Origin of the sequence: Rhodococcus sp. IEGM 1381, from assembly GCF_030056795.1 — a bacterium.
Lineage (GTDB): Bacteria > Actinomycetota > Actinomycetes > Mycobacteriales > Mycobacteriaceae > Rhodococcoides.
Map to the genome: position 1 here is coordinate 1 of NZ_JASHKQ010000004.1, position 25428 is coordinate 25428.

The following is a 25428-nucleotide window of genomic DNA, read 5'->3' on the forward strand; positions in this document are numbered from 1 at the left end:
CACAAGAAGGCGGTGATCGACGCCCGACGTGGCAAGTCTTTCGCCAAACTCATCAAGAATATCGAGGTGGCGGCCCGCACGGGTGGTGGTGACCCCGTAGGTAACCCGACACTCTTCGACGCCATCCAAAAGGCGAAGAAGACCTCGGTTCCAATCGACAACATCGAGCGGGCCCGTAAGCGCGGAGCAGGCGAAGAGACCGGTGGAGCCGACTGGCAAACCATTATGTACGAGGGCTACGGCCCCAACGGCGTTGCGATTCTGATCGAGTGCCTCACCGACAACCGTAACCGCGCCGCAGGCGAGGTACGCGTGGCGATGACGCGCAACGGCGGAAACATGGCAGACCCGGGATCGGTGTCGTACCTGTTCTCACGCAAGGGCGTGGTGACGCTCGAGAAGAACGGTCAGAGTGAGGACGACGTCCTGATGGCCGTTCTCGAAGCCGGTGCCGAGGAAGTGAACGACAACGGCGACACGTTCGAGATCGTCAGCGAGCCGACGGACCTGATCGCAGTGCGCACCGCACTGCAGGAGGCCGGATTCGACTACGACTCGGCCGAGGCGAGCTTTCAGGCCTCGGTCAACGTTCCGGTGGACGTGGACGGCGCGCGCAAGGTCTTCAAGCTCATCGACGCGCTGGAAGACAGCGACGATGTGCAGAACGTCTGGTCCAACGTGGATCTGTCCGACGAGGTCATGGCCGAGCTCGACGAAGAGGACTGACCGCCTCGACTCGATCGAGACAACAGGCCGGGTGTCGTATCCCTGATCCGTCGGTGCGCTCCGCTACGCTATCGAACAACAGTTCGTAAGCGGAAGGTGTGGTGGCGTGCGGGTGATGGGTGTCGACCCCGGTCTCACCAGGTGTGGGCTGAGTTTGATCGAGGGTGGTGTGGGTCGATCGGTAGTTGCTCTCGACGTGGATGTGGTGCGCACGCCAGCGGACATGGATCTTGCGCAGCGGTTGTTGCGCATCTCCGAGGCAGCAGAATATTGGCTCGACACCCACAAGCCCTCGGTGGTGGCTATCGAGCGGGTGTTCGCGCAGCACAACGTCCGCACCGCCATGGGAACCGCGCAAGCCGGTGGAGTGATCGCGCTGGCGGCGGCCCGGCGTGGGGTCGATGTCTGCTTCCATACCCCCAGTGAGGTCAAGGCCGCGGTCACCGGGAACGGTTCGGCCGACAAAGCCCAGGTCACTGCGATGGTCATGCGCATTCTCGGTCTGCAAACGGCCCCGACCCCCGCGGATGCCGCCGACGCACTTGCACTCGGCATCTGTCATTGCTGGAGAGCTCCGATGATCGCCCGGATGGCGAAGGCAGAAGCCATGGCGGCAGAACAGAAGCGCAAGTACGACGCGCGTCTGGCCGAGGAGCGTAAGGCTCGCGCCGTTGTTGCACGCAGGATCGAGAAGATGGCCAAGAAAGAGGCGGGCGCACGATGATCGCATCGATCAGAGGCTCGGTGATCGACATCGCGCTCGATCACGCCGTGCTGGAGGCGGCCGGCGTCGGATACCGCATCAGCGCCACTCCGGCGACGCTGGCCACGCTGCACCGTGGGAGCGAATCGACGCTCCTGACAACCATGATCGTGCGCGAGGATTCGCAGACGCTGTACGGGTTTCCGGACAAGGAGTCACGCGAGCTGTTCGAATTGCTCCTCACCGTGTCCGGCGTCGGACCGCGAATCGCAATGGCCACGCTCGCCGTCCACGAACCGGACGCGCTGCGAACGGCGTTGGCGGACAGTGACATCGGAGCGCTGACGAGGGTTCCCGGAATCGGCAAACGTGGCGCCGAGAGAATGGTCGTCGAGTTGCGCGACAAGGTGGACGCAGTGGTCGGTCGCGCTGCTGATTCGGTTCTGCCGGGATCCGGTGCCGGAAATTCGGTGCGGGACCAGATAGTCGAGGCTCTGATCGGGCTCGGATTCCCGCCGAAGCAGGCCGAAGAGGCCACCGACGCGGTACTCGCCCAGCAGCCCGAGGCCACGACGTCGATTGCACTGAGGTCGGCGCTCGCGTACCTCGGAAAGTCCAGGTAGGCCGGCGTGGACGAGGACGACCAGTTCGCCGAGTCACAGGTGGGCGCGGACGCCATGTCCGACGACCTGGATGTCGAGACGAGCCTGCGTCCGAAGAACCTCACCGATTTCATCGGTCAACCTCGGGTACGTGAGCAGCTCCAGCTCGTACTGTCCGGTGCCAAGATGCGCGGCGGCACTCCCGATCACATCCTGATGTCCGGGCCTCCTGGGCTCGGCAAGACCAGTATGGCCATGATCATCGCCGCCGAGCTGGGAACCTCGCTGCGGCTCACGTCCGGGCCGGCGCTCGAACGGGCCGGGGATCTGGCAGCGATGCTCAGCAACCTGGTCGAGGGAGACGTGCTGTTCATCGACGAGATCCATCGCATCGCCCGTCCGGCCGAGGAGATGCTGTACCTGGCGATGGAGGACTTTCGTGTCGACGTCATCGTCGGCAAGGGCCCGGGAGCGACGTCGATTCCGCTCGAGGTGGCACCGTTCACGCTCGTCGGAGCGACGACCAGGTCGGGTGCTCTCACAGGTCCGCTGCGCGACCGGTTCGGATTCGTGGCGCACATGGATTTCTACGAGCCGAGTGAGCTCGAGCGCATCCTCATGCGGTCGGCCGGAATCCTCGGGGTGCCGATCGACCGAGCCGGCTGCGCCGAGATCGCCGGCCGTTCGCGTGGCACTCCACGTATCGCGAACCGATTGCTCCGGCGAGTGCGCGACTACGCGGATGTGCGGGGCGACGGCACCGTCACCCGGGAGACGGCGAAAGCGGCTCTGGTGGTGTACGACGTCGACAAACTCGGCCTCGACCGACTCGACCGTGCCGTCCTCAGCGCGCTGATCCGGAGCTTCGGCGGGGGACCGGTGGGGGTATCGACCCTGGCCGTCGCCGTCGGTGAAGAACCTGCGACAGTCGAGGAAGTGTGCGAACCGTTCCTGGTGCGCGCAGGCATGATCGCCCGCACACCGCGAGGTCGCGTTGCAACTGCCACCGCGTGGCAACATCTCGGTCTGACTCCGCCGCCGGACCTCGCGGTAGGGGGAATTTCGGTCCGATCCTCGGAGGCTGCGCAGGGATTATTCGACTGAATCGGGGACAACACGCCCACGATCGGACCGGACCGGTTCGCGGTGATGGCACACTGGGTAGCTGCGAGGCCCGCACCCACGGTGTTCTCGCACGAGACAATGACGATTTTCGACCCGAACTTCGAGGACTGACCTTCCGATGGATTTGCTGTTTCCGCTGCTGATCGTGGCCCTTCTGGTACCGCTGTTTCTCAATGCGCGTCGACAGAAGAAGGTGGTGGCCAAAACCACGGAGATGCAGGACTCGCTCGAGGTCGGCGACGAGGTCGTCACTACAGCAGGCCTGTACGCCCGCGTGGTTCTGGTCGAGGACGACACGATCGACCTCGAGATCGCGGACGGCGTGATCACCACCTGGTCTCGCGCGGTGGTGCGCGAGGTGCTGCCCGATGGCTCCGAATTCGACGACACCGAGTTCGAGACCACCACCGACGCGGACATCGCGGCCCTCGACTCGAGCACGAGCGCAGGGCCGTCGTTGCACAAGACCGACGTCAGCGCGCCCGACGAGACCGTCGAGCAGACGTCGAAGCGTCTCGAAAAAGAGTGAACAGCCGTTGATTCGAACCGCTGTCGGAGACAGAATCCGGCAGCGGTTTCGTCTGCGGTGACCGATGTGGTGCACAATCGCAGCGCTCGCCGCTGACATATCGGGCCGACAGCCCCGCAGGAACCGACACTTTCCATCGCCTTAGAGGAGAAACACTCACCGTGGCACCTTCCAGCGGACCGGTGCGTCCCGCCCGCTATCTCGCCGTTTTCGCGGTGCTGATAGCAGCGGTGTATGCCCTGGTCTTCTTCACCGGAGACAAAGACCCCTCGCCGAAGTTGGGAATCGACCTGCAGGGCGGCACGCGCGTGACACTCACCGCGCGGACCCCCGACGGCAATGCGCCGACGCAGGACAGCCTGAAGCAGGCGCAGCAGATCATCGAGACTCGCGTCAACGGTCTCGGTGTCACAGGCTCCGAGGTGGTCGTCGACGGTGACAACCTCGTGATCACGGTGCCCGGTGACGACAGCTCTCAAGCTCGCACTCTCGGGCAGACCGCGCGACTGTTCATCCGACCCGTGGTTGGATCGGTTGCCCCGTCGGCGGGCGAGGGCGCAGGGTCGCAGCAAGCACCGGTAGACCCTTCCGCGCCGGTAGATCCCAACGCTTCGGTCGATCCGGCCGCTCCTGCAGATCCCGCCGCTCCTGCAGATCCCGCAGCACCGGCCGCACCGCAAGGTCGCGTCTTCCCTGCGCAGGATCCGTCTGCGGTGGATCCGACGCCCGCTCCCGCGACCGACGCGCCCGCGACCGACGCGCCCGCCGCGGATGCTTCGCTGTCGGACGCCGATCGCGCGGCCCAGGAGATCGCAGACGCCAAGACGCTGCGGCAGAGCGAGGATCAACAGATTCAACAGCTGGCTATGCAGTCCCTCGATTGCAACGCAGCCGATCCCCTCGCAGGCAACGACGATCCGGCTCTTCCCCTCGTCGCGTGCTCGACCGACGGGACGGCCGTCTACCTGCTCGGCCCGACGATCATCGACGGGCAGCAGATTGCCGACGCGACCTCCGGATTCGACAGCCAACAGGCCCAGTTCCAGGTGAGCCTGACGTTCGACTCGGACGGTTCCAACACGTGGGCTCAGTTCACCGCGGCCAACCTGCAGAAGCAGGCCGCATTCGTGCTGGACTCCAAGGTGATCAGTGCGCCGGTGATTCAAGGTGCCACCCCCGCGGGCAGCGCCACCTCGATCACCGGAAGCTTCAACGCCCAGAGTGCTTCGGAGCTGGCCAACACCCTCAAGTACGGATCTCTACCGCTGTCCTTCGTATCCTCCGAGGCCGAAACTGTCTCGGCCACACTGGGATTGGCGTCGCTGGAAGCCGGCCTCATTGCCGGAGCGATCGGACTGGCGCTCGTGCTGGTCTACTGCCTGCTCTACTACCGCGCCCTTGGTCTGCTCACGGCCCTGTCGTTGGCCCTGGCGGGTCTCGTCGTCTACGGAATCATTGTTCTGTTGGGCAGGTGGATCAGCTTCACCCTCGACCTCGCAGGCATCGCCGGACTCATCATCGGCATCGGTATGACCGCGGACTCCTTCGTGGTGTTCTTCGAGCGCATCAAGGACGAAATTCGTGAGGGTCGCAGTTTCCGGTCGGCGGTACCACGCGGTTGGGCACGCGCACGCAAAACCATCCTGTCCGGCAACGCGGTCAGCTTCATCGCGGCCGCGGTGCTGTACGTACTCGCTGTGGGGCAGGTCCGCGGCTTCGCCTTCACCCTCGGTCTGACGACGATCCTCGACATCATCGTTGTGGTGCTGGTGACCTGGCCACTGGTGTACCTGGCGTCGAAGTCGAAATTCTGGTCCAAGCCGTCCGTCAACGGTCTCGGTGCCGTCCAACAGATCGCGCTCGAACGCAAGCGTGCAGCCAACAAGGCGCTCGCCGTCAAGACCGGCACCACGCCGTCGAAGGAGGCATGACATGTCGGATACGACCACGTCGACCCCATCGCCCCTCGACGACTCGAGTGTCGATCAGTCGACCCAGCCCAAGCACAGCTGGCTGTCCAGGCTCTACACCGGAACCGGTGCTTTCGACATCATCGGTCGTCGCCGCTTCTATTACATCCTCACCGCTGTCATCGTGTTGGTGTGCCTGCTGAGCTTCCTCGTGCGCGGTTTCACGCTCGGCATCGATTTCGAGGGCGGGACGCGGATCGCTCTGCCGGCGGCAGACAACATCTCCACCGAGCAGGTCGAAACTGTCTACAACGACTCGCTGGGTATGCCCCCGGTGTCGGTACAGACGGTTGGCTCCGGCGCGGCCGCAACAGTGCAGATTCGCTCCGAAGCTCTCGACTCCGGCGAGGTGGACAGCTTGCGCCAGGCGTTGTTCCAGGCTTTCCAGCCCCAGGACAACAGCGGCACCGCAACTCCCAACGCCATCAGCGTGTCCGATGTCAGTGAGACCTGGGGTGGTCAGATCACCCAGAAGGCGTTGATCGCCCTTGCAGTGTTCTTGGTCATCGTCAGCATCTACATCGCCGTCCGATACGAACGGGATATGGCGTTCGCCGCTCTGGCTGCTCTGGGATTCGACCTGATCGTCACGGCGGGCGTGTATTCGATCGTCGGGTTCGAGGTGACTCCTGCGACGGTCATCGGACTGCTGACGATCCTCGGCTTCTCGTTGTACGACTCGGTGGTGGTGTTCGACAAGGTCGAGGAGAACACCCGCGGGATCTTGAACCTGCATCGCAAGACATACGCAGAGCAGGCCAACCTCGCCGTCAACCAGACCTTGATGCGCTCGATCAACACGACCGTCATCGGCGTTCTGCCGGTGATCGCGCTCATGATCGTGGCGGTCTGGCTGCTCGGCGTCGGCACACTCAAGGACCTGGCGCTGGTGCAGCTCGTCGGCATGATCGTCGGTGCGTACTCGTCCATCTTCTTCGCTACTCCGCTGCTGGTGACCCTCAAGGAGAAATGGGGCCCGGTCGCTGCGCACACACGCAAGGTCCACTCCAAGCGGGCCGATGCGGCTGCCCGCGCGGCCGGTCTCGCTCCCGAACCGGTGGCGGTCGGAGTGTCCACCACGAAGGCGTCGACTCCACAGCCGGGCAATCGGCCCACCGGAAAGCGAAACAAGAAGCGACGATAGATATCAACCCTCGACTGGGACGGAGAGTGCACGTGAAACGCAGGCGGAGCGCGGCACTGGTGGCGGCGGGTGTCGCTGCGGTGTCCATCACCGCGTGTTCGTCGCCCGAGGACAAGGTGCCCTCGATCGGCTACTCGTTCGACAACGTCGTCGACACGTACAACGCGAGAACGGTCGACGGCGCGGCGTCGGGAGCTCGGCAGGCGTTCACCCGGGTGCAGGTGGGCTTCAGCTACCTCGGGCCCGAGGGGGATGCGTTGTCGGACAACGATATCGGGACAACAGCAATTGTTCCCGGTGACACGTTGACCGTGCAGTACTCCATTGCCCCAGCGGCGAAGTACTCCGACGGTGCACCGATGGCCTGCGACGACCTCGTGTTGGCCTGGGCTGCGAACAGCGGCCGATTCGCCACCGACGGTCCCGTGTTCGACGCGGCGTCGTCGGCCGGGTACTCGGACATCCAACGCATCGACTGCGTCCCCGGGGCCAAGGAGGCCACGGTCGTATTCGCTCCAGGGCGCAGTTACCAGAACTGGCGCGCTCTGTTCGGTGCCACCGATCTGTTGCCTGCGCACGTCGCGGCCAGGGCGGCAGGAGTGCCGAACGTCGTCGATCCCATCGTGGCCGGCGACAACGACGTCGTGGGCCGCATCGCCGAATTCTGGAACACGGGGTGGACCCTGACTCCGGGTGCGATCGACACCTCGTTGCTGCCCTCGGCCGGGCCGTACCGCGTCGAGTCGTACACCGCCGACGGAGGTCTCGTTCTCGTCGCGAACGAGGCGTGGTGGGGAATTCCGCCCGAAACCGAGCAGGTCGTCGTCTGGCCCAAGGGCACCGACGTGGCTGCAAAGGTGGCGGACGGCTCGCTCGACGTGCTCGACCACGGCGCGGGTGCCATCGATCTCGGCACGACCGAAGGATTCGTGACCAGCGAGGAACCGTCACGAGGCCTCGAACAATTGACCTTCGCAACGCAAGGGGTGCTGGCAGAGGCCAGCGCGCGACGAGCGGTGGCCGCGTGCATCCCGAGATCGGATCTGTTCGACACGCTGGGGCATCCGGGATCGGACGCTCCAGCGACCGGACTCGGCTCGGGCATCGTCGACGCTCGACTGGTGCAGCTGGACACCCTCGAGTATCCGGCGGTCGCAACCGTGGTCGGCGATCGGTATCGGCGTTCGGACCTGGATCAGGCGGGCAAGGAACTTTCCGCTGCAGGCGAGAGTGCCCTCACCGTTCGCGTCGGCTACCGGGGACCGGATGCTCGTCGCGCACAGGAGGTCGGCCGCATGGCTGCCGACTGCGCCGCTGCCGGCATCACCGTCGTGGATGCGAGTTCGCCGGAGTTCACGCCGTCCGCCCTGCGCGGCGGTGCGGTCGACGCGGTTCTGGGCAGCAGTGGTTCTCTGCCCGGGCCATCGGGGTCGGCAGGTGGAGTCGTCGCACGGTATTCGCTGAGGACGGGAATCGGACTGAACGTCGGCGGCTACAGCAACGGCAGGATCGATTCCATCGTCGATCAGCTGGCGGTGACCGATGACCCGGAACGAGTGCTGGCTCTCGCCACGGAAGGTGAGAACATCCTGTGGAACGACATGCCGTCGCTTCCCCTGTACAACGAGCCGCGCACCACCGTCGTCAGCGACGGAATGCAGGACGTGGTGCCCAACCCCACGGCCGCTGGTGCCGGATGGAACATGGATCGGTGGGTTCTTCTTCGATGAACGACGCAGGTGATCGGACAGACGCAGTCGCTGCCGTAGCTCGGCTGACGCGGTGGGTCGACGACTTCCCCGTTCCTGGCGTGCGTTTCGGCGATCTGACGCCGGTGTTCGCAGACGGGCGAGCATTGCGCAGCGTCGTGTCGGAATTGGCACAGGGCCACCACGACGTCGATCTGGTTGCGGGAATCGACGCGCGTGGCTTTCTGCTGGGTGCCGGTGTGGCCCTGGAGCTGGGCTGCGGTGTGTTGGCGGTGCGCAAGGCCGGCAAGCTGCCGCCACCGGTACATTCGCGGTCCTACGACCTCGAGTACGGGACCGCCGAGTTGCAGATTCCGACGGCAATCGACGTGGCTGGACGGCGGGTGTTGGTGATCGACGACGTGCTGGCGACGGGCGGTACCGTCGAAGCGACCGAACGATTGTTGGCCGATCAGGGTGCGGTCATAGTCGGCGCCGCCGTCGTTCTCGAGATCACGGCCCTGGGAGGGCGTGAAAGGTGCAGTGACTACCCGCTCGCCTGCCTGGTTCGAGTATGAGGACTAAAGTCTCTACATAATGCGTTCTCCGGATGCGTCCGGCGACAGTGTGGAGCGCGTGGCAGGAGGTGATGAGAGTGACCCGTTACATCGATCAGCCCTTGCCGGATGGGCCTGCCGTCCCCGAAAGGCCCGACGTTCCCGATCCGACCGGAGTCGACGTCGTGCCCAACGGCGAGACCGGTTCCGGTGACACCGGCCCCGGCGTCGAGTCCACCGTTTCTCCTGATTCTGCGCCGAACGACGCGCAGGCTCCGTCCGGTACGCGCAATTCGGCACCGGTGCCCACGTCGGCGTCGCGGCGGGTGAGGGCCCGCCTGGCGCGCCGCATCACCGCCGGACGCAGCGCCGCTGTCAAGCCGGTGCTCGAACCTCTCGTCAGCCTGCATCGCGAGCTCTACCCCAAGGCCGATCTTGCGTTGTTGCAGCGGGCCTACGACGTCGCAGACGAGTTGCATGCATCGCAGATGCGGAAGTCCGGCGATCCTTACATCACCCATCCGCTCGCCGTGGCGAACATCTTGGCCGAGTTGGGCATGGACACCACGACGCTGGTCGCGGCGTTGCTGCACGACACGGTCGAGGACACCGGGTATTCGCTCGCCAAGTTGACCGAGGAATTCGGCGAGGAGGTCTCCCATCTGGTCGACGGGGTGACCAAACTCGACAAGGTGGTTCTCGGGACAGCGGCCGAAGGCGAGACCATTCGCAAGATGATCATCGCGATGGCGCGAGATCCGCGGGTGCTCGTCATCAAGGTGGCAGACCGACTGCACAACATGCGCACCATGCGGTTCCTGCCGCCGGAGAAGCAGGCCCGCAAGGCGAAGGAAACGCTGGAAGTCATTGCGCCGCTTGCGCATCGGCTCGGAATGGCTACGGTCAAGTGGGAGCTGGAGGACCTGGCTTTCGCCATCCTGCACCCCAAGAAGTACGACGAGATCGTTCGTCTCGTCGCCGATCGGGCGCCATCGCGGGACACTTACCTCGAGAAGGTGCGGGCCGAGATCAACGCGACACTGGCCGCGTCGAGAATCAGCGCCGTGGTCGAGGGACGGCCGAAGCACTACTGGTCGATCTACCAGAAGATGATTGTCAAGGGCCGCGATTTCGACGACATCCACGACCTCGTGGGTGTACGGATTCTGTGCGACGAGATCCGCGACTGCTACGCCGCCGTGGGTGTCGTGCACTCGCTCTGGCAGCCGATGGCCGGTCGCTTCAAGGACTACATCGCTCAACCGCGCTACGGCGTCTATCAGTCTCTGCACACCACGGTGATCGGACCCGAGGGCAAGCCCCTCGAGGTGCAGATCCGCACACGGGACATGCACCGGACGGCAGAGTTCGGAATCGCTGCGCACTGGCGATACAAGGAGACCAAGGGCAAGCACTCTCAGGACAACGCCGAGGTCGACGACATGGCGTGGATGCGCCAACTGCTCGACTGGCAACGTGAAGCAGCCGATCCCGGAGAGTTCCTCGAGTCGCTGCGGTACGACCTCGCGGTCAAGGAGATCTTCGTCTTCACGCCCAAGGGCGATGTCGTCACCTTACCGGCCGGTTCGTGTCCGGTGGACTTCGCCTACGCGGTACACACCGAGGTCGGCCACCGCTGCATCGGCGCACGGGTCAACGGTCGACTGGTCGCACTCGAACGCACCCTGGACAACGGTGAAGTGGTCGAGGTGTTCACCTCCAAGGCCGCGACCGCCGGACCGAGCCGGGACTGGCAGGGATTCGTGGCATCGCCGCGAGCGAAGACCAAAATTCGACAGTGGTTCGCGAAGGAGCGCCGCGAGGAAGCACTCGAGGCCGGCAAGGACGCAATCGCGAAGGAGGTGCGCCGAGGCGGACTGCCGTTGCAGCGGTTGATGAATGCGGAATCGATGTCGGGCATCGCGCACGAACTGCGGTACGTCGATGTCTCGGCGCTCTACACGGCGGTCGGCGAGAATCACGTGTCCGCTCGGCACGTGGTGCAGCGTTTGGTCGCTCATCTCGGGGGTGTCGGCGATGTCGAGGAAGAACTCGCCGAGCGGTCGACTCCGTCGACTATTCCGACGCGGCCTCGCCAGGTCGGCGATGCCGGGGTGTTGGTCACCGGTGCGGACGGTGTCGTCGCGAAACTAGCGAAGTGCTGTACTCCGGTGCCCGGAGACGAGATCCTGGGATTCGTCACCCGCGGCGGTTCGGTCAGCGTGCATCGCACCGATTGCACCAACGCCCGCTCACTCGAGGAGCAATCCGAGCGGTTCATCGAGGTTCAGTGGGCGCCGTCGGCGTCCTCGGTGTTCCTGGTGGCCATTCAGATCGAGGCACTCGACCGCCACCGACTGCTCTCCGATGTGACCAAGGCGCTGGCCGACGAGAAGGTCAACATCCTCTCGGCATCCGTCGCCACGTCGGGAGACAGGGTTGCGATCAGTAAATTCACGTTCGAAATGGGTGATCCGAAGCATCTCGGTCACGTGCTGAACGTGGTCCGTAATGTCGAGGGCGTCTACGACGTCTACCGGCTGACATCGGCCGCCTGAGCGGTCCCGACAACGACGAGAGGGTGAGCAGAGATTCTCTGCTCACCCTCTCGTATTTCTTATGATCTACGCCGCCGTTGCCGACTCCAGGATCACCGGGTTCGCAGGCGCGCCGTCCTCGGAGCCTCCGGTCACCCCTCCCGCCGCGATGGCGTCGAGGGTGGCCAGTCCGCTCTCGGAGATGGTCCCGAACACCGTGTACTGCGGCGGCAGCACAGAATCGGCGTACACCAGGAAGAACTGGCTGCCGTTGGTGTCCGGGCCGGCATTGGCCATCGCGAGCGTCCCGCGGGGGTAGACCACCGGATTCTCGGCCTGCGCGGGGTCGCCGGTGTACGCCGTCGTGGGGTACTCGTTGGCGAAGCTGTATCCGGGTCCGCCCCGACCGGATCCCGAAGGATCGCCGCACTGGAGCACCTCGAGGCCCGGCGACGTCGTCAACCGGTGGCAGGGAGAGCCGTCGAAGTATCCCTGCTGGGCAAGGCTGACGACACTGTTGACCGTGCACGGTGCCTGCGTCCGGTCCAGCGTGATGTCGATCGGTCCCTGGCTGGTGGCCAGTGTCACGTCGACGGTTCCGTACACATCGACGGTGTCGACGGGCGGCGGATTCACCTCTTTCGCTGCCGGGGTCTCGGCAGGATAGGAGCAGGACACCGTGTCGGTCGTCGGCTGCGGCACGGCCGGCAACGCACCGAAACGAGACAGGTCCAACGCCGGCCGCTGTGTTGTCGTTGCCGCCGACGTCGATGACGTCGGCGACGAGGTGGCCGCTGCAGGCTGGGCCGCGGGCTCGGCCGAACTGGAGCAGCCGGCCAGCACCAACGCGGTAGCCGAGAGCCCGATCAGGAGGGCAGAGGTGCGGTTCACAGGTCGCTCTGCATGGTCGTGATGTCGACCGGCTCGGCGGGCGCCCCGTCGGATGCGCCGCCCTGCACTCCCTTGGCCGCGATGGCGTCGAGGGTGGCGAGGCCGGTTTCGTCGATCGTGCCGAACGCAGTGTAGGCCGGCGGCAGTTCCGAATCTCCGTAGACGAGGAAGAACTGGCTGCCGTTGGTTCCCGGGCCTGCATTGGCCATGGCCAGCGTGCCGCGCGGGTACGCAATCGGTGTCTGCGCGGCGGGATCGCCCTCGGCGAAGGTGTCGGTGGGGAACTCGTCCGCGAACTGGTACCCCGGTCCACCGCTTCCGGTGCCCGTGGGATCGCCGCACTGCAGCACCGCAAGACCGGCACCGGTGGTGAGTCGATGACAGGTGGTGCCGTCGAAGTAACCCTGGTTGGCGAGCGAGACGAAACTGTTCACCGTGCACGGCGACTCGGGATTGTTCAGAGTCAAACCGATATTGCCCTGGGTCGTGGTCATGCTGTAGCTCAGCGGCTCGTCGCTGGTGGGGACGTTGTCGGTGCGCGGGGGAGTGTTCTCCTTGGCTGCAGGCTGTGCCGCAGCGGGATAGGAGCAGTTCACCGTCTCGGGCAGGGGCTCGGTACGTCCCGCCGCGATGAGGGAGTCGGCGGGCGCCGACGTCGTCGATTCCTGAGCGGTACTCGCATCGTCGTCACCGCGGGTCACCACGTACACGACCGAGACGACGGCCACGACTGCGACGACACCGAGAATCGAACCTGCAATCGTCAATTGCTTACGACGCCGTGCTCGCTCCGCGCGGCGTACGAGTTGGCGTTCGAGCTTTCGTTTGGCAGCCTCGCGCCGTTGCTCGTTGCTGGGCAATTCGTGTTCCTCCCGCTTGTCCGAAAATCGACCTCGCCCGCTCGATGCACGGACCGATCGTGTGGTAACAGGCCGAAAATCGACCAACGCGAGTGTGCCATCACTGCCTGAGAGCATGCTGGGGGGACCCGATCGGGACGGCCCCACTAAGCTTGTTCGGTACTTCGGCCTCAGCCTTTAGGAGCGATTGGTTTGCTCGTCACCGGATTCCCCGCAGGCATGTTTCAGACAAATTGTTACATCCTGGCGCAGGACGACGCGTCCGAGTGCGTCGTCGTCGATCCCGGTCAGGACGCCGCGGATCCGCTGATCGATTTTCTGACGCGATCCTCGCTCACTCCCACCGCAGTGCTGCTCACGCACGGCCACCTCGACCACACGTGGTCGGTCGAGCCGATCTGCGAAAAGTACGGCATTGCTGCGTACATCGCACCCGAAGATCGATACATGCTGTCGGACCCGATCAAGGGAACGGGTCCAGCGTTGGCTGCCGTGCTGGGTGACATCGAGTTTCGCGAACCGGCCGAGGTGATCGAACTCGCCGACGGCGAGCAGCTGGATCTCGCCGGAATCGAGTTCTCGGTGGTGCACACGCCCGGTCACACCCAGGGTTCGGTGGTGTTTCTCGTTCGGGCCGACGGGCCGGACGGTGCGGTTCCGTTGGCGCTGACCGGAGACACCCTCTTCGCGGGGTCGATCGGCAGGACGGATCTACCCGGCGGTGATCACGATCAACTACTGCGGTCCATCGCGACCCGGTTGCTGCCGCTCGGTGACGACACCGTGGTACTGCCCGGACACGGCGGCCAGAGTTCGATCGGCCAGGAACGTGCGTCCAATCCGTTCCTCGTTGGACTCGGCGACCCTGAGCAAGGGAAGCTGTGAGCGTGAGCAAGCCGACCACCTTTTCTGCGCCCAAGGGTATTCCCGACTACTTTCCCCCCAACTCGGCCGAGTTCGTCGCCGTGCGAGAGGGGTTGCTCGACGCCGCCCGCAACGCCGGCTACGGACATATCGAACTCCCGATCTTCGAGGACACCGGGCTGTTCGCCCGCGGCGTCGGAGAGTCGACCGATGTGGTGAGCAAGGAGATGTACACGTTCGCCGATCGCGGAGATCGGTCGGTGACCCTGCGTCCAGAGGGCACCGCTGGGGTCATGCGTGCGGTGATCGAGCACGGATTGGATCGGGGCGCGCTTCCGGTGAAGTTGGCCTACGCCGGGCCGTTCTTCCGTTACGAGCGCCCGCAGGCCGGGCGGTATCGGCAGCTGCAGCAGGTTGGTGTCGAAGCGATCGGCATCGACGACCCGGCATTGGACGCCGAGGTCATCGCCGTGGCCGACGCCGGTTTTCGAGCTCTCGGGCTCACCGGTTTCCGTCTGGAAATCACCTCGCTCGGTGACGATACCTGCCGCCCTCAGTATCGAGAGTTGTTGCAGCAGTTTCTCTTTGCGCTTCCGTTGGACGAGGACACGCGTCGACGCGCCGAGATCAACCCGCTGCGGGTTCTCGACGACAAGCGGCCGGAGGTGCGCGAGATGACCGCGGACGCGCCGTTGATGCTCGATCACCTCTCCGATTCGGCCAAAGAACACTTCGACGAGGTGCTGGCGTATCTGGACGTGATGAACGTTCCGTATCTGGTGAACCCGCGGATGGTGCGCGGGCTGGACTATTACACCAAGACCACATTCGAGTTCGTGCACGACGGGCTGGGGGCGCAATCCGGCATCGGCGGCGGCGGCCGCTACGACGGGCTGATGGAACAGCTGGGCGGGCAAGCGCTGTCGGGTATCGGATTCGGGCTCGGCGTCGATCGCACCGTCCTCGCCCTGGCCGCCGAGGGAAAGACTGCGGGGGCCACGTCTCGGTGTCAGGTGTTCGGCATCCCGATGGGTGCCGCTGCCAAACTGGCGATCGTCGATATCGCCGCGCAACTACGCGAACGGGGTATCGCCGTGGACATGGCATACGGAAGTCGCGGCATCAAAGGAGCGATGAAGGCAGCCGATCGATCGGGTGCCCGATACGCGCTGGTGCTGGGCGATCAAGAACTGTCAGCGGAATCGATTGTGGTGAAAGACCTCTCGAACGGCGAGCAGAGCACCGTCGAGTTGGCCGACGTGGTCGACGCCCTCGGGGCCCGTCTTGCCCGGTGATTCCGGGCCCGGTGACCCGCGGCGCGCCGCGGGTTCGGTAGCCCTCGATCTGGTTTCCGCAGAGTTCCTGGCCCCGCGCCTACGAAAAATCGCGGTCGGTTCGGTGGCGATCGGAATCGTGCTCGCCGTCGTACTCGCACTGGTTGTGCCGGTGTGGGTGGCAGTCCTCGTCGGAGTGGTGGTCGGTGGACCGGCCGCGGTGTCCGGCTGGCTCGGCCTGCGGCGCCGGGTGTGGCTCGACGGTCCCCAGCTGTGCGCGCGTGGGGTGCGTACCCGCCGATTGCAGATGCCGGAAGTGGTGACGGCCGAGCTGACGATTCGCACGGCCGGAATCGATCAGATCTCGTTGCGGCTCTACGACGGCCGCACTCGCGTAGTGCTACCACTGGCGCTGTACACCAAAGGTGGCGGTCGTGAACTGCCGATCCTCGCCCTGCGCACCCTCGCCGATTCGCTGTGGACCACCGAGCTCGTCCCTGCGGCGGCCATCGCGTCGGTCCTGGTGGACCAGCTACGGGCCGAGGCGCGTGACGCCGGACTCGACGAACGGCCCCTCTACCGAGCGATCGAACTGGTTCGCAGTAAGGGCCGCACTCCGCATGCGACGCTGACCGACCACGAGGTCGCACAACTGCTCCGATGAGCGAATGGGTCTCAGGTCACCAGGAACGCGTCGAGGACCACGGCCTCGGCCGATCGTGAGCCGGAAGTGACGACCAGCGCACGGTTGAGGTACGTGAACTTCGGAACAGCCGTCGACACTCGCAACGTGCCACGGAAGTAGTAGGTCGCGGGGTCGACTTCCCGGTCGGGATCGTCGAGCGCGTCGATGACCTCGGCCGGGCCGAACTGAACCCCGCGATAGTCGAGCGAAAGGTAACCGCCGGTTGCCAATTCGAGGACGAGATCACTGCTGAACTCGGTGCATCCGTCGGGTCGGGTGACGCTGACGACGGTCGATCGAGCCGCCAGAGTGCCCTCGATGTCCGGGCCGGGGGCGGCCCCGCCGAGGACGGTGGTGACGACTCGGTCGCCTTCGGGCACCGACCCGATCTCGATGGCCGGGCCCAGTGTGAGTCCCAGGCGCAGAATGGGTTCGAGGGTCGGTGTGTTCGGGGCGGTCACGTGCGGTGCACTCCTAGGATCGACTTCAGGCCCTACGCTATCGCTTGTCGGCTGCCGGATCCGAGCGGGGATGCGGGGAACGGTACCGACCTTGACACCGCATAGAACAAATGTTCGACTGTGTGCATGCGATGGGCCGGTCAGACTCTCGATGCCGCGGACGACGGCGCGCTACCGGGACTCGAACGGTCCGGGCTCGTCCGCAGCGTGCAGACCCCGGAGTTCGAGGGAATTACCTTCCACGAGGTGCTGTGCAAGAGTGCGCTGAACGAGGTTCCGGGTGAATCGCAGGTGCCGTTCTCGTGGACCGTCAATCCGATGCGGGGATGTTCGCATGCGTGCCGGTACTGCTTCGCCAGGCCGACACACGAATACCTGGACCTCGATTCCGGGAACGACTTCGACTCGCAGATCGTCGTCAAGACGAATGTTGCGGCAGTCCTACGTAAAGAGCTCGCACGTCGATCCTGGAAGCGGGAGCCGGTGGCGCTCGGGACGAACACCGATCCCTATCAGCGCGCCGAGGGACGATACCGGTTGATGCCCGGCATCATTCGGGCGTTGACAGAGTCTGGTACGCCGTTCTCGATCCTGACCAAGGGGACGCTCTTGCGACGGGACCTGCCGCTGCTGACACTGGCCGCCCAGAAGGTCGACATACACGTGAGCATCAGTCTGGCGATCCACGATGCAGATTTGCAGAAGCAGCTCGAACCCGGAACACCCAGTCCGCGAGCACGATTGGACCTCATCCGCGCCGTACGGGATGCGGGGCTCGACTGCGGTGTGCTCGTGGCACCGGTCATTCCGTTTCTCACCGACGGAGCCAAACAACTCGACGGGCTGATCGCTGCACTGGCCGAGGCCGGCGCGACGACCGTGACGGCGCTGCCGATGCATCTTCGATCCAGCACCAAGGACTGGTACATGAGCTGGCTGGTGAAGGAGCACCCGGCGTTGGTACGCAGATACCGCCAGCTCTACGGACATGGGGCGTACGTGACTGCCGATTACAAGCAGTGGCTGAAAGCGAGAATCGATCCACTGCTCGACACCTACGGTTTCGCTGCAGAACAGACCCGCTCGTTGCCCGCGAACGAGCCTGTCGAACCCCGAGAACTGGCGACCTCGGGACCGGCACTCACTCTGTTCTGAGTGGTGCGATCAGGGGTTGTTCAGGTCGCGCGCCGAGAAAGTGTCGCAGGCCGCCACCTGTCCGGTCTCGTACCCGGCGGTGAACCACGCCTGTCGCTGGGCTGACGAGCCGTGTGTCCAGCCTTCGGGGTTGACGCGGCCGGTCGAGGCCTGCTGAATTCGGTCGTCGCCCACCGACGACGCGGCCGACAGGGCGTCGTTTATGTCGGTGGTAGTCAGCGGTTCGAGAAACGCCACACCTGCCTTCGGGTCGACGGGGTCGGCTGCGTAGTGCGCCCAGATTCCCGCGTAGCAGTCGGCCTGCAACTCCACTTTGACACCACCGGACTCGGGTCCCTGCGGATCGGCCTGCGCGCGTCCGATGTCGCCCAGCTGGTTTTGCAGGTGGTGGCCGAACTCGTGCGCCACCACGTACTCCTGTGCGAGGGGTCCGCCACTGGAACCGAATTGATCGACGAGAACCTGGAAGAAGCTCGTGTCGAAGTATGCGGTGGAATCGGCCGGGCAGTAGAACGGACCGACGGCGCTGGTGGCGTTGCCGCAGCCGGTGTTCGTCGCGCCGGAGAACAACCGCACTTCAGGCTGCACGTACGCGACACCGGTCTGCGACTGCAGTTGGGACTCCCACACGGTATCCAGGCTCGCCACCGTGAAATCGACTCGGCAGTCGACACTGCTGTTCGCCTCTGCCAGGTCGCAGTCGAGCGTTCCCGATGACCCGGAGTCGTTCTGCCCGGCGGAACTGTCGCCGCCGCTGATCTGGTTCAGGATGGCTCCCGGATCGCCGCCGAACAGCAGGGCGAGGACGATGATGACCAAGCCACCCGCTCCGCCACCGATGGCCAACTTCCCCCGTCCGCCGCCCCCGCCGCCGCCGACCGAGACTCGGCCCGGTTCCGATTGCGAGCCTTCTCTGAACGTCATGACCGAGTTCCCCTCCACCGAGCCAGCATCTTCAGATGCGAACCGATACCGCCACTGTCGGCCTTAGCTTCGCATGCCGGGACGGCATCTCGTTTCCTTCTACGGTGATGTGCTCCGTAGGATCGGTGAGCGAAGAACACGATCAGCGGATTTTTCTCGAAAGGACACCCGTGCTGCGCACCCACCTCGCCGGCTCATTACGCCCCGAGCACGTCGACCGAACCGTGACGCTGACGGGATGGGTGGCCCGTCGACGCGATCACGGCGGCGTCATCTTCATCGACCTTCGTGACGCCTCCGGTGTGTCCCAGGTCGTCTTCCGCGAGGGAGCAGCACTCGAGCAGGCACACCGACTGCGTGCCGAGTACGTGGTGAAGGTGACCGGCAAGGTCGAGGGTCGTCCCGAGGGCAACGCAAACTACGAGATTCCCACCGGTGCCATCGAGGTCGAGGCCTCGGAGATCGAGGTCTTGTCCGAGGCCGCACCGCTGCCGTTCCAACTCGACGATCAGCCTGGCGAGGAAGCGCGGCTCAAGTACCGCTACCTCGACCTGCGACGCGAGGGCCCCGGCCACGCCATTCGGCTGCGTTCGCACGTCAATGCTGCCGCTCGCTCGGTGCTCGCACACCACGAGTTCGTTGAAGTAGAGACCCCGACCCTGACGCGTTCCACTCCCGAAGGCGCACGAGACTTCCTCGTGCCCGCACGTCTGCAGCCGGGCAGTTTCTACGCTCTGCCACAGAGCCCGCAGCTGTTCAAGCAGCTGCTGATGGTCGGTGGTATCGAGCGGTACTACCAGATTGCCCGGTGCTACCGAGACGAAGATTTCCGTGCCGATCGTCAACCCGAGTTCACTCAGCTCGACGTCGAGATGAGCTTCGTCACCCAGGACGACGTCATCCTGTTGGCAGAGGAGATTCTGGCGTCGCTGTGGAAGCTCGTCGGGCATTACTTCTCCGCGCCGATTCCGCGGATCACCTACGCCGAGGCCATGCGGCGCTACGGTTCCGACAAGCCGGACCTGAGATTCGACATCGAGTTGGTCGAGTGCACGGACTTTTTCTCCGAGACCACCTTCCGGGTGTTCCAGGCTCCCTACGTCGGCGCGGTCGTCATGCCCGGTGGCGCGTCTCAGCCCCGCAAGCAACTGGACCGCTGGCAGGAATTCGCCAAGCAACGTGGACACAAGGGACTCGCGTACGTTCTCGTCGGCGAAGATGGCACGCTCGGCGGCCCGGTCGCGAAGAATCTGACCGACGCCGAACGCGACGGCCTGGCCGCACACGTCGGTGCGACCAACGGCGACGCGATCTTCTTCTCCGCCGGACCCATCAAGGCCTCGCGCGGACTGCTCGGTGCCGTCCGCGGCGAGATCGCCCGCAAGCTCGACCTGATCGACCCGAAGGCCTGGGCATTCGTCTGGGTCGTCGACGCTCCGCTGTTCGAGCCGACGTCCGATGCCACAGCCAGTGGTGACGTGGCCGTCGGATCCGGCGCGTGGACGGCCGTGCACCACGCGTTCACCTCGCCGAAGCCGGAGTCGATGGATTCGTTCGACACCGACCCCGGGTCTGCTCTGGCCTACGCCTACGACATCGTCTGCAACGGCAACGAGATCGGCGGCGGCAGTATTCGTATCCACCGCAAGGACATTCAGGAACGAGTGTTCGCGATCATGGGTATCGACAAGGAGGAGGCGCAGGAGAAATTCGGCTTCCTGCTCGATGCCTTCTCCTACGGCGCACCGCCGCACGGCGGAATCGCGTTCGGCTGGGATCGCATCACTGCGCTGCTCGCCGGAGTCGATTCCATCCGTGAGGTCATCGCGTTCCCCAAGTCCGGTGGCGGCATCGACCCGTTGACCGACGCGCCTGCTCCGATCACGCCGCAGCAGCGTAAGGAATCGGGCGTCGATTTCAAGCCGGAGAAGAAGGAAGAGTCTTCAGCTGCGGCCGAGACCGTGGTCGACGCGTTTCAGTAGTCCCGCGAACATGAATGTCCCCGTAGCGCCGAGCGTTACGGGGACATTCGCGTATGTCTGGCGTCGACGTCAGCGAGCGAAGGACAACGGCCCACCGGTAAGCACGCGGTATGCGTAGTTCAGCGCAATCACCGAAACGGGGACGGTCACCAGCAGCCCCAGTCCGCACGGTATGGCACCGACGATATTGATCGCGGCCAACGCGAGGATCAGCAGGATGACGGGGCCGAAGTTCTTGACCACCAGATCGACGCTTGCCTTGATGGCGTCCAGCGCGGCCAGGTTCCGGTCCAGTGCGAATGTCAGGGTAAAAGCCGTCAGCACGCCGACCACGATCTGCAGCACCGTACCCAGGAACGGGATGAATCCCAGCACGACAGTGACCACGGTCCAGATCACGGCCAGGACAGCGAGCTGGGGCACATTGGTCAGTTGAAAGAACCGGCCGAACGTCGGCTTCTGCGGGCCGACGGTCTCGTCGAGCGCACCGCGTACGAACGCCGCGTTGACGAAGTACCCCACGAACGTGGCGACAGCCGTCAGGAGTATCGACAGTATCGAGAATGTACCGACGTCCAGGGTCTCACCTCGATTGCCGGCGTCCATCGCAGCGGCGAAGGTCGACGCGAACGTCACCACGAAGGCGACCACGCCCACCGCCAGCACGATGGCTGTCAGTCCGAGCCATGGACCGACATTGGCTTTGAACTTGTCGAAGCCGTAGCTCAGCGCCGCACCGACGTCGAGGCGCCCGGGATTGGGGGCCATCGGAGCTTGACCGTAGCCCTGGTTTCCGTAATTCCCATAGTTTCCGGGAGGCGGTGGGTAACCGCCGGGGGGTGGGTAGTTTCCGGGCGGTGGGGGATATCCACCGGGTGCGCCGCCCTGGGGTGGGTAGTTCCCGGGCGGCGGGTAGTTCCCGGGAGGGGGATAGCCGCCGGGAGGGGGATAGCCACCGGGAGGGGGATAACCGCTGCCTGGCGTCTGCGGTTTGTTCAGGTCCGGCTGGTCCGGATTGGGGTCGCCACCGTATTGCGGTCCATTGGGCGGGTTTTCACTCACGTTTTACCCTTCGGTGTCTTGCGAAGTACGTCGACTATTCGTCCGTAATTTCAGGCTGAGCGAACCGTAGACAGTTCTGTGTGTCAAGGCGTCGACATGTGGACGGTGCGGGGGTCGAAAATGTTCCAGCCCGGGTCCACCGATCGCGAATTCTTGCCGAGCGCACCCGGCTCGGCCCTACTAGGGTTGTGTGTTCCACCCATACCGGGACTATCACGAGGGGCTCGCCGTGGGCATCAAGGTTGCACTCGAACACCGCACCAGCTACCAGTTCGACCGCACTGTCAAGATCTTTCCGCATGAAATCCGATTGCGCCCCGCGCCACATTCGCGCACACCGATCGAGGCGTATTCGCTGAAAATCGAACCAGCGGAACACTTCGTCAACTGGCAGCAGGACGTCTTCGGCAACTTTCTTGCTCGGGTGGTGTTTCCCGAGCGCACCGACCATCTGTCGATCACGGTCGGACTCGTCGCAGACATGGCGTCGATCAACCCGCTGGACTTTTTCGTCGAAGAATGGGCGGAGCACTTCGGATTCGCGTACGAAGAACACGACCTTCCCGATCTGGAGCCGTACCTGCGTCCGGTGGACGAAGGCAAGGCCGGCTCGGGCCCCGGTCCGGTGGTCTCGGCCTGGGTGGAGAAGCTGCAGGCAGCCGTCGTCGAACGCGGAGAGTCGTTGCGCACCATCGACTTTCTCGTCATGGCAAACCAAGCCGTCATGGGTGACGTCGGGTACTCCGTGCGGATGGAGCCCGGGGTTCAGACGCCCGATCTGACGCTGACGTCCGCTGTGGGGTCGTGCCGTGATTCGGCATGGCTACTGGTTTCGGTGCTGCGCCAGATGGGTCTTGCCGCGCGTTTCGTCTCCGGCTATCTCGTTCAGTTGTCCTCGGACGTCAAGTCGTTGGACGGTCCGTCCGGTCCTGTCGAGGACTTCACCGATCTGCACGCGTGGACCGAGGTATATCTGCCGGGGGCGGGCTGGGTCGGGATGGATCCGACGTCGGGTCTGTTCGCAGGCGAGGGACATATCCCACTGTCGGCGACGCCGCACCCGTCCACGGCCGCCGCGATCTCCGGCGCGACGAGCAAGTGCAAGGCCGAACTCGATTTCTCGAACACCGTCGTCCGTGTGCACGAGGATCCGCGAACGACGTTGCCGTACACAACCGATCAGTGGGAATCGATCAAGGTCACGGCGGAGAAGATCGACAAGCGGATGCACGATCAGGACATCCGGTTGACGGTCGGTGGTGAGCCGACGTTCGTAGCCATCGAGAATCAGGAAGCCCCGGAGTGGAACACCACAGCCGACGGCCCACACAAGCGAAAGCTGGCCAGTGTCCTGGCCGAACGACTTCGGACCATTTACGCACCGGACGGACTGGTACAGCGCAGTCAGGGCAAGTGGTACCCCGGCGAGCCGCTGCCGCGGTGGCAGGTGGGACTGTTCTGGCGCACCGACGGCCAAGCCCTGTGGCACGATTCCGATCTGATCGCCGATCCCTGGCTGGCCGAGGACCTTCGCCCGGAGCCGGTGGACAACTCGGCGTCGCAGGAATTGATCGACGAGTTGGTCAAGGCGCTCGGACTGCCCGCCTCACAAGCGCGCCCCGCCTACGAGGACCCGCTGGTGAAACTGTTGGACCTGGTTCGTCAGCCGTACGGTGACCCGCCCGCCGACGACGAGGATCTCGAACCGGGAGCCGATTCCGCGGAGGCCAGAAGACAACTGCTCGAGCGGCTCGATGCCAGCACGGACGAGCCTGCGGCGTTCGTGTTGCCGATATCTCGCACCGAGGACGGCTCCGGCTGGGAGAGTTCGGACTGGAAGTTGCGCCGAGGCCGAATCGTTTTGCTGGAGGGTGACTCTCCCGCCGGTCTACGGTTGCCGCTCCGCGCGATCTCCTGGGACGGTGGTCCGGTCGAGAACCCGTCCGATCCCACCGCGCCCACTCCCGATCTACCCATTCGGCAACTGACGCAGCAACCGCCGCGTGCGGTGAATCCGGCCGAGTCGCGGTACGCGCAGTTGGTGAACGAGACGTCCGGGGTAGGCGGCACGGCCGTGACCGCGCTGGTCGCCGAGGTCCGCGACGGCGTTCTGCACGTGTTCATGCCGCCGATGGATCGTTTGGACGATTTCGTCGACCTCGTCTCGCGCGTCGAGCACGCGGCCTCGACCATCGACACGCCGGTCGTCATCGAGGGTTACGGTCCGCCGTCGGATCCGCGCATCCAAACCCTGACCGTCACACCGGATCCCGGTGTTATCGAGGTCAACGTTCAACCTACGTCCTCGTGGGCGGAACAGAACGAGCTCATGGAACGCCTCTACCTCGAGGCGCGTAAGTCCCGGTTGAGCACCGAAGGATTCGACAACGACGGCACCACTCGCGGAACCGGGGGTGGCAACCACATCACCCTGGGCGGGGTCACACCCGTGGACTCGCCGGTGCTCCGTCGACCGGACCTGCTGGTGTCGCTGCTGACGCATTGGCAGCGTCACCCGTCGCTGTCGTACCTGTTCTCGGGACGATTCATCGGAACCACGTCGCAGGCACCTCGTGCCGACGAGGGTCGCGAGGAATCGCTCTACGAACTCGAGGTTGCGTTCAGCGAGATCAGGCGACTGACCGATGGAGATCGATCCGGGTCGCCCTGGGTGGTGGATCGGGCGTTGCGTCACCTGCTCACCGACATCACCGGGAACACGCACCGTTCCGAGTTCTGCATAGACAAGCTCTACAGCCCTGACTCCACTCGGGGCCGACTGGGATTGCTCGAGCTGCGCGGGTTCGAGATGCCGCCCCATCATCAGATGGCAATGGTGCAGTCACTCCTCGTGCGTTCGATGGTCTCGCGGTTCTGGGACACCCCGCTCCAGGCACCTCTGATTCGGCACGGTGCGAACCTGCACGGGCGGTACATGCTGCCGCACTTCGTCATCAACGACATCGGCCGCGTGGTCGAGGACCTTCGCGAACACGGAATCGAGTTCGACACCAGCTGGCTCGACCCGTTCACCGAGTTCAGATTTCCCAGAATCGGGACCACGGTGGTCGGCGATGCCGAAATCGAACTGCGCGGTGCGATCGAGCCGTGGAATACCCTCGGTGAGGAATCGACGTCCTCGGGAACTGCGCGTTATGTGGACTCCTCGGTGGAGCGGATCCAGGTACAGGTCGCCGGAGCCGATGCGGGTCGATACCTGTTGACGTGCAACGGGGTGCCGGTGCCGCTGTTGCGCACCGATCGACAGGATGTTCAGGTCGCTGGGGTGCGGTATCGCGCATGGCAGCCGCCGAGCGCTCTGCACCCGACGATCGAGGTACAGAGTCCGCTGCGTTTCGATCTCGTGGAGATGCAGACCGGACGCGCGGTGGGCGGTTGCTCGTACCACGTCGTTCACCCGGGCGGGAGGTCGTACGACGGCCCGCCCGTCAATTCCGTCGAGGCCGAAGCGCGCCGCAACGGCCGCTTCGAGGAGGGTGGGTTCACCTCGGGCAAGGTGGACATAGCAAGATTGCTCGAGATACACGCTCGACAGGCGATCGATGTGAGTGCTCCGGGCATGTTGGACCTGCGCCGAACAGGAGTTCACACGCCCTGACGCATGCCTGCACAACAGAACGAGTCGACCGGTAGCGATCTCGGTCCGACGCGCTCCGGGTGAATTCGGT

General features: G+C 64.7%; 21 protein-coding genes. 16 read left to right on the plus strand and 5 right to left on the minus strand.

Annotation, left to right across the window (positions count from 1 at the left end):
• From QM797_RS13410 to QM797_RS13455, 10 genes are all read left to right on the plus strand, one after another.
• Nucleotides 1-726 (plus strand): YebC/PmpR family DNA-binding transcriptional regulator (locus QM797_RS13410; RefSeq protein WP_283276117.1); only part of this gene is annotated, 726 nt, incomplete at its 5' end.
• A gap of 106 nt (nt 727-832) precedes the next feature.
• Nucleotides 833-1450 carry a crossover junction endodeoxyribonuclease RuvC gene (gene ruvC / locus QM797_RS13415; protein WP_032403327.1) on the plus strand — a complete coding sequence of 206 codons (618 nt, stop codon included), beginning with the start codon at nt 833-835 and terminating at the stop codon, nt 1448-1450.
• Entirely contained in the window at nt 1447-2052 is a 606-nt protein-coding gene (gene ruvA, locus QM797_RS13420) for a Holliday junction branch migration protein RuvA (RefSeq protein WP_283276120.1), read from the plus strand. Before ruvC ends, ruvA begins: the two co-directional genes overlap by 4 nt.
• 54 nt (nt 2053-2106) lie before the next feature.
• Nucleotides 2107-3135, plus strand: a complete 1029-nt coding sequence (ruvB, locus tag QM797_RS13425) for a Holliday junction branch migration DNA helicase RuvB (protein WP_283276300.1) — start codon at nt 2107-2109, stop codon at nt 3133-3135.
• 139 nt (nt 3136-3274) lie between these two features.
• Nucleotides 3275-3685 (plus strand): preprotein translocase subunit YajC, encoded by a 411-nt coding sequence (gene yajC, locus QM797_RS13430; protein WP_283276122.1) that lies wholly within the window; start codon nt 3275-3277, stop codon nt 3683-3685.
• A gap of 161 nt (nt 3686-3846) precedes the next feature.
• Entirely contained in the window at nt 3847-5616 is a 1770-nt protein-coding gene (gene secD, locus QM797_RS13435) for a protein translocase subunit SecD (RefSeq protein ID WP_283276123.1), read from the plus strand.
• A gap of 1 nt (nt 5617) precedes the next feature.
• The gene (gene secF / locus QM797_RS13440; RefSeq protein ID WP_283276125.1) at nt 5618-6799 is read left to right on the plus strand and encodes a protein translocase subunit SecF; all 1182 of its coding nucleotides are present in this window, start codon (nt 5618-5620) and stop codon (nt 6797-6799) included.
• A gap of 26 nt (nt 6800-6825) precedes the next feature.
• Nucleotides 6826-8529: an ABC transporter substrate-binding protein gene (locus QM797_RS13445; protein WP_283276127.1), complete on the plus strand. Its 1704-nt coding sequence runs from the start codon at nt 6826-6828 to the stop codon at nt 8527-8529.
• Nucleotides 8526-9065: an adenine phosphoribosyltransferase gene (locus QM797_RS13450; protein WP_283276129.1), complete on the plus strand. Its 540-nt coding sequence runs from the start codon at nt 8526-8528 to the stop codon at nt 9063-9065. Before QM797_RS13445 ends, QM797_RS13450 begins: the two co-directional genes overlap by 4 nt.
• 164 nt (nt 9066-9229) lie before the next feature.
• Nucleotides 9230-11602, plus strand: coding sequence for a RelA/SpoT family protein (locus QM797_RS13455; protein ID WP_502942341.1), 2373 nt, complete (start codon nt 9230-9232; stop codon nt 11600-11602).
• Between the two features lie 66 nt (nt 11603-11668).
• Here the strand turns inward: QM797_RS13455 and QM797_RS13460 are convergent, their stop codons facing one another.
• Together QM797_RS13460 and QM797_RS13465 are read right to left on the minus strand one after the other, a co-directional pair.
• The gene (locus tag QM797_RS13460; RefSeq protein WP_283276131.1) at nt 11669-12472 is read right to left on the minus strand and encodes a peptidylprolyl isomerase; all 804 of its coding nucleotides are present in this window, start codon (nt 12470-12472) and stop codon (nt 11669-11671) included.
• Nucleotides 12469-13332: a peptidylprolyl isomerase gene (locus QM797_RS13465; protein WP_283276132.1), complete on the minus strand. Its 864-nt coding sequence runs from the start codon at nt 13330-13332 to the stop codon at nt 12469-12471. Before QM797_RS13465 ends, QM797_RS13460 begins: the two co-directional genes overlap by 4 nt.
• A gap of 192 nt (nt 13333-13524) precedes the next feature.
• Between QM797_RS13465 and QM797_RS13470 the strand changes: the two genes are divergently transcribed.
• From QM797_RS13470 to QM797_RS13480, 3 genes are read left to right on the plus strand one after another with little or no spacing between them, the layout of a single operon-like run.
• Complete coding sequence (locus QM797_RS13470) at nt 13525-14217, plus strand: MBL fold metallo-hydrolase (protein ID WP_283276133.1); 693 nt, start codon at nt 13525-13527, stop codon at nt 14215-14217.
• A 2-nt stretch (nt 14218-14219) separates the two neighbouring features.
• Nucleotides 14220-15491 carry a histidine--tRNA ligase gene (hisS, locus tag QM797_RS13475; RefSeq protein ID WP_283276134.1) on the plus strand — a complete coding sequence of 424 codons (1272 nt, stop codon included), beginning with the start codon at nt 14220-14222 and terminating at the stop codon, nt 15489-15491.
• Nucleotides 15481-16134 carry a hypothetical protein gene (locus tag QM797_RS13480; RefSeq protein WP_283276135.1) on the plus strand — a complete coding sequence of 218 codons (654 nt, stop codon included), beginning with the start codon at nt 15481-15483 and terminating at the stop codon, nt 16132-16134. The genes hisS and QM797_RS13480 overlap by 11 nt, the downstream gene beginning before the upstream one ends.
• A gap of 11 nt (nt 16135-16145) precedes the next feature.
• Here the strand turns inward: QM797_RS13480 and QM797_RS13485 are convergent, their stop codons facing one another.
• On the minus strand, nt 16146-16616 hold the full coding sequence (locus tag QM797_RS13485) for a DUF3237 domain-containing protein (RefSeq protein WP_032377784.1): 471 nt from the start codon (nt 16614-16616) through the stop codon (nt 16146-16148).
• Between the two features lie 126 nt (nt 16617-16742).
• Here QM797_RS13485 and QM797_RS13490 point away from each other — a divergent pair, with 126 nt between their 5' ends.
• Nucleotides 16743-17771 carry an Rv2578c family radical SAM protein gene (locus QM797_RS13490; protein WP_283276137.1) on the plus strand — a complete coding sequence of 343 codons (1029 nt, stop codon included), beginning with the start codon at nt 16743-16745 and terminating at the stop codon, nt 17769-17771.
• Nucleotides 17772-17780: 9 nt separating this feature from the next.
• On the opposite strand, the gene ypfJ is transcribed toward QM797_RS13490, so the two are convergent.
• Nucleotides 17781-18695: a KPN_02809 family neutral zinc metallopeptidase gene (ypfJ, locus tag QM797_RS13495; protein WP_283276139.1), complete on the minus strand. Its 915-nt coding sequence runs from the start codon at nt 18693-18695 to the stop codon at nt 17781-17783.
• 170 nt (nt 18696-18865) lie between these two features.
• Here ypfJ and aspS point away from each other — a divergent pair, with 170 nt between their 5' ends.
• Complete coding sequence (gene aspS, locus QM797_RS13500; RefSeq protein WP_283276301.1) at nt 18866-20677, plus strand: aspartate--tRNA ligase; 1812 nt, start codon at nt 18866-18868, stop codon at nt 20675-20677.
• Nucleotides 20678-20746: 69 nt separating this feature from the next.
• On the opposite strand, the gene QM797_RS13505 is transcribed toward aspS, so the two are convergent.
• Entirely contained in the window at nt 20747-21445 is a 699-nt protein-coding gene (locus QM797_RS13505; RefSeq protein WP_283276140.1) for a DUF2189 domain-containing protein, read from the minus strand.
• A gap of 523 nt (nt 21446-21968) precedes the next feature.
• Between QM797_RS13505 and QM797_RS13510 the strand changes: the two genes are divergently transcribed.
• Nucleotides 21969-25358, plus strand: a complete 3390-nt coding sequence (locus QM797_RS13510; RefSeq protein ID WP_283276141.1) for a transglutaminase family protein — start codon at nt 21969-21971, stop codon at nt 25356-25358.
• Nucleotides 25359-25428: the final 70 nt, after the last annotated feature.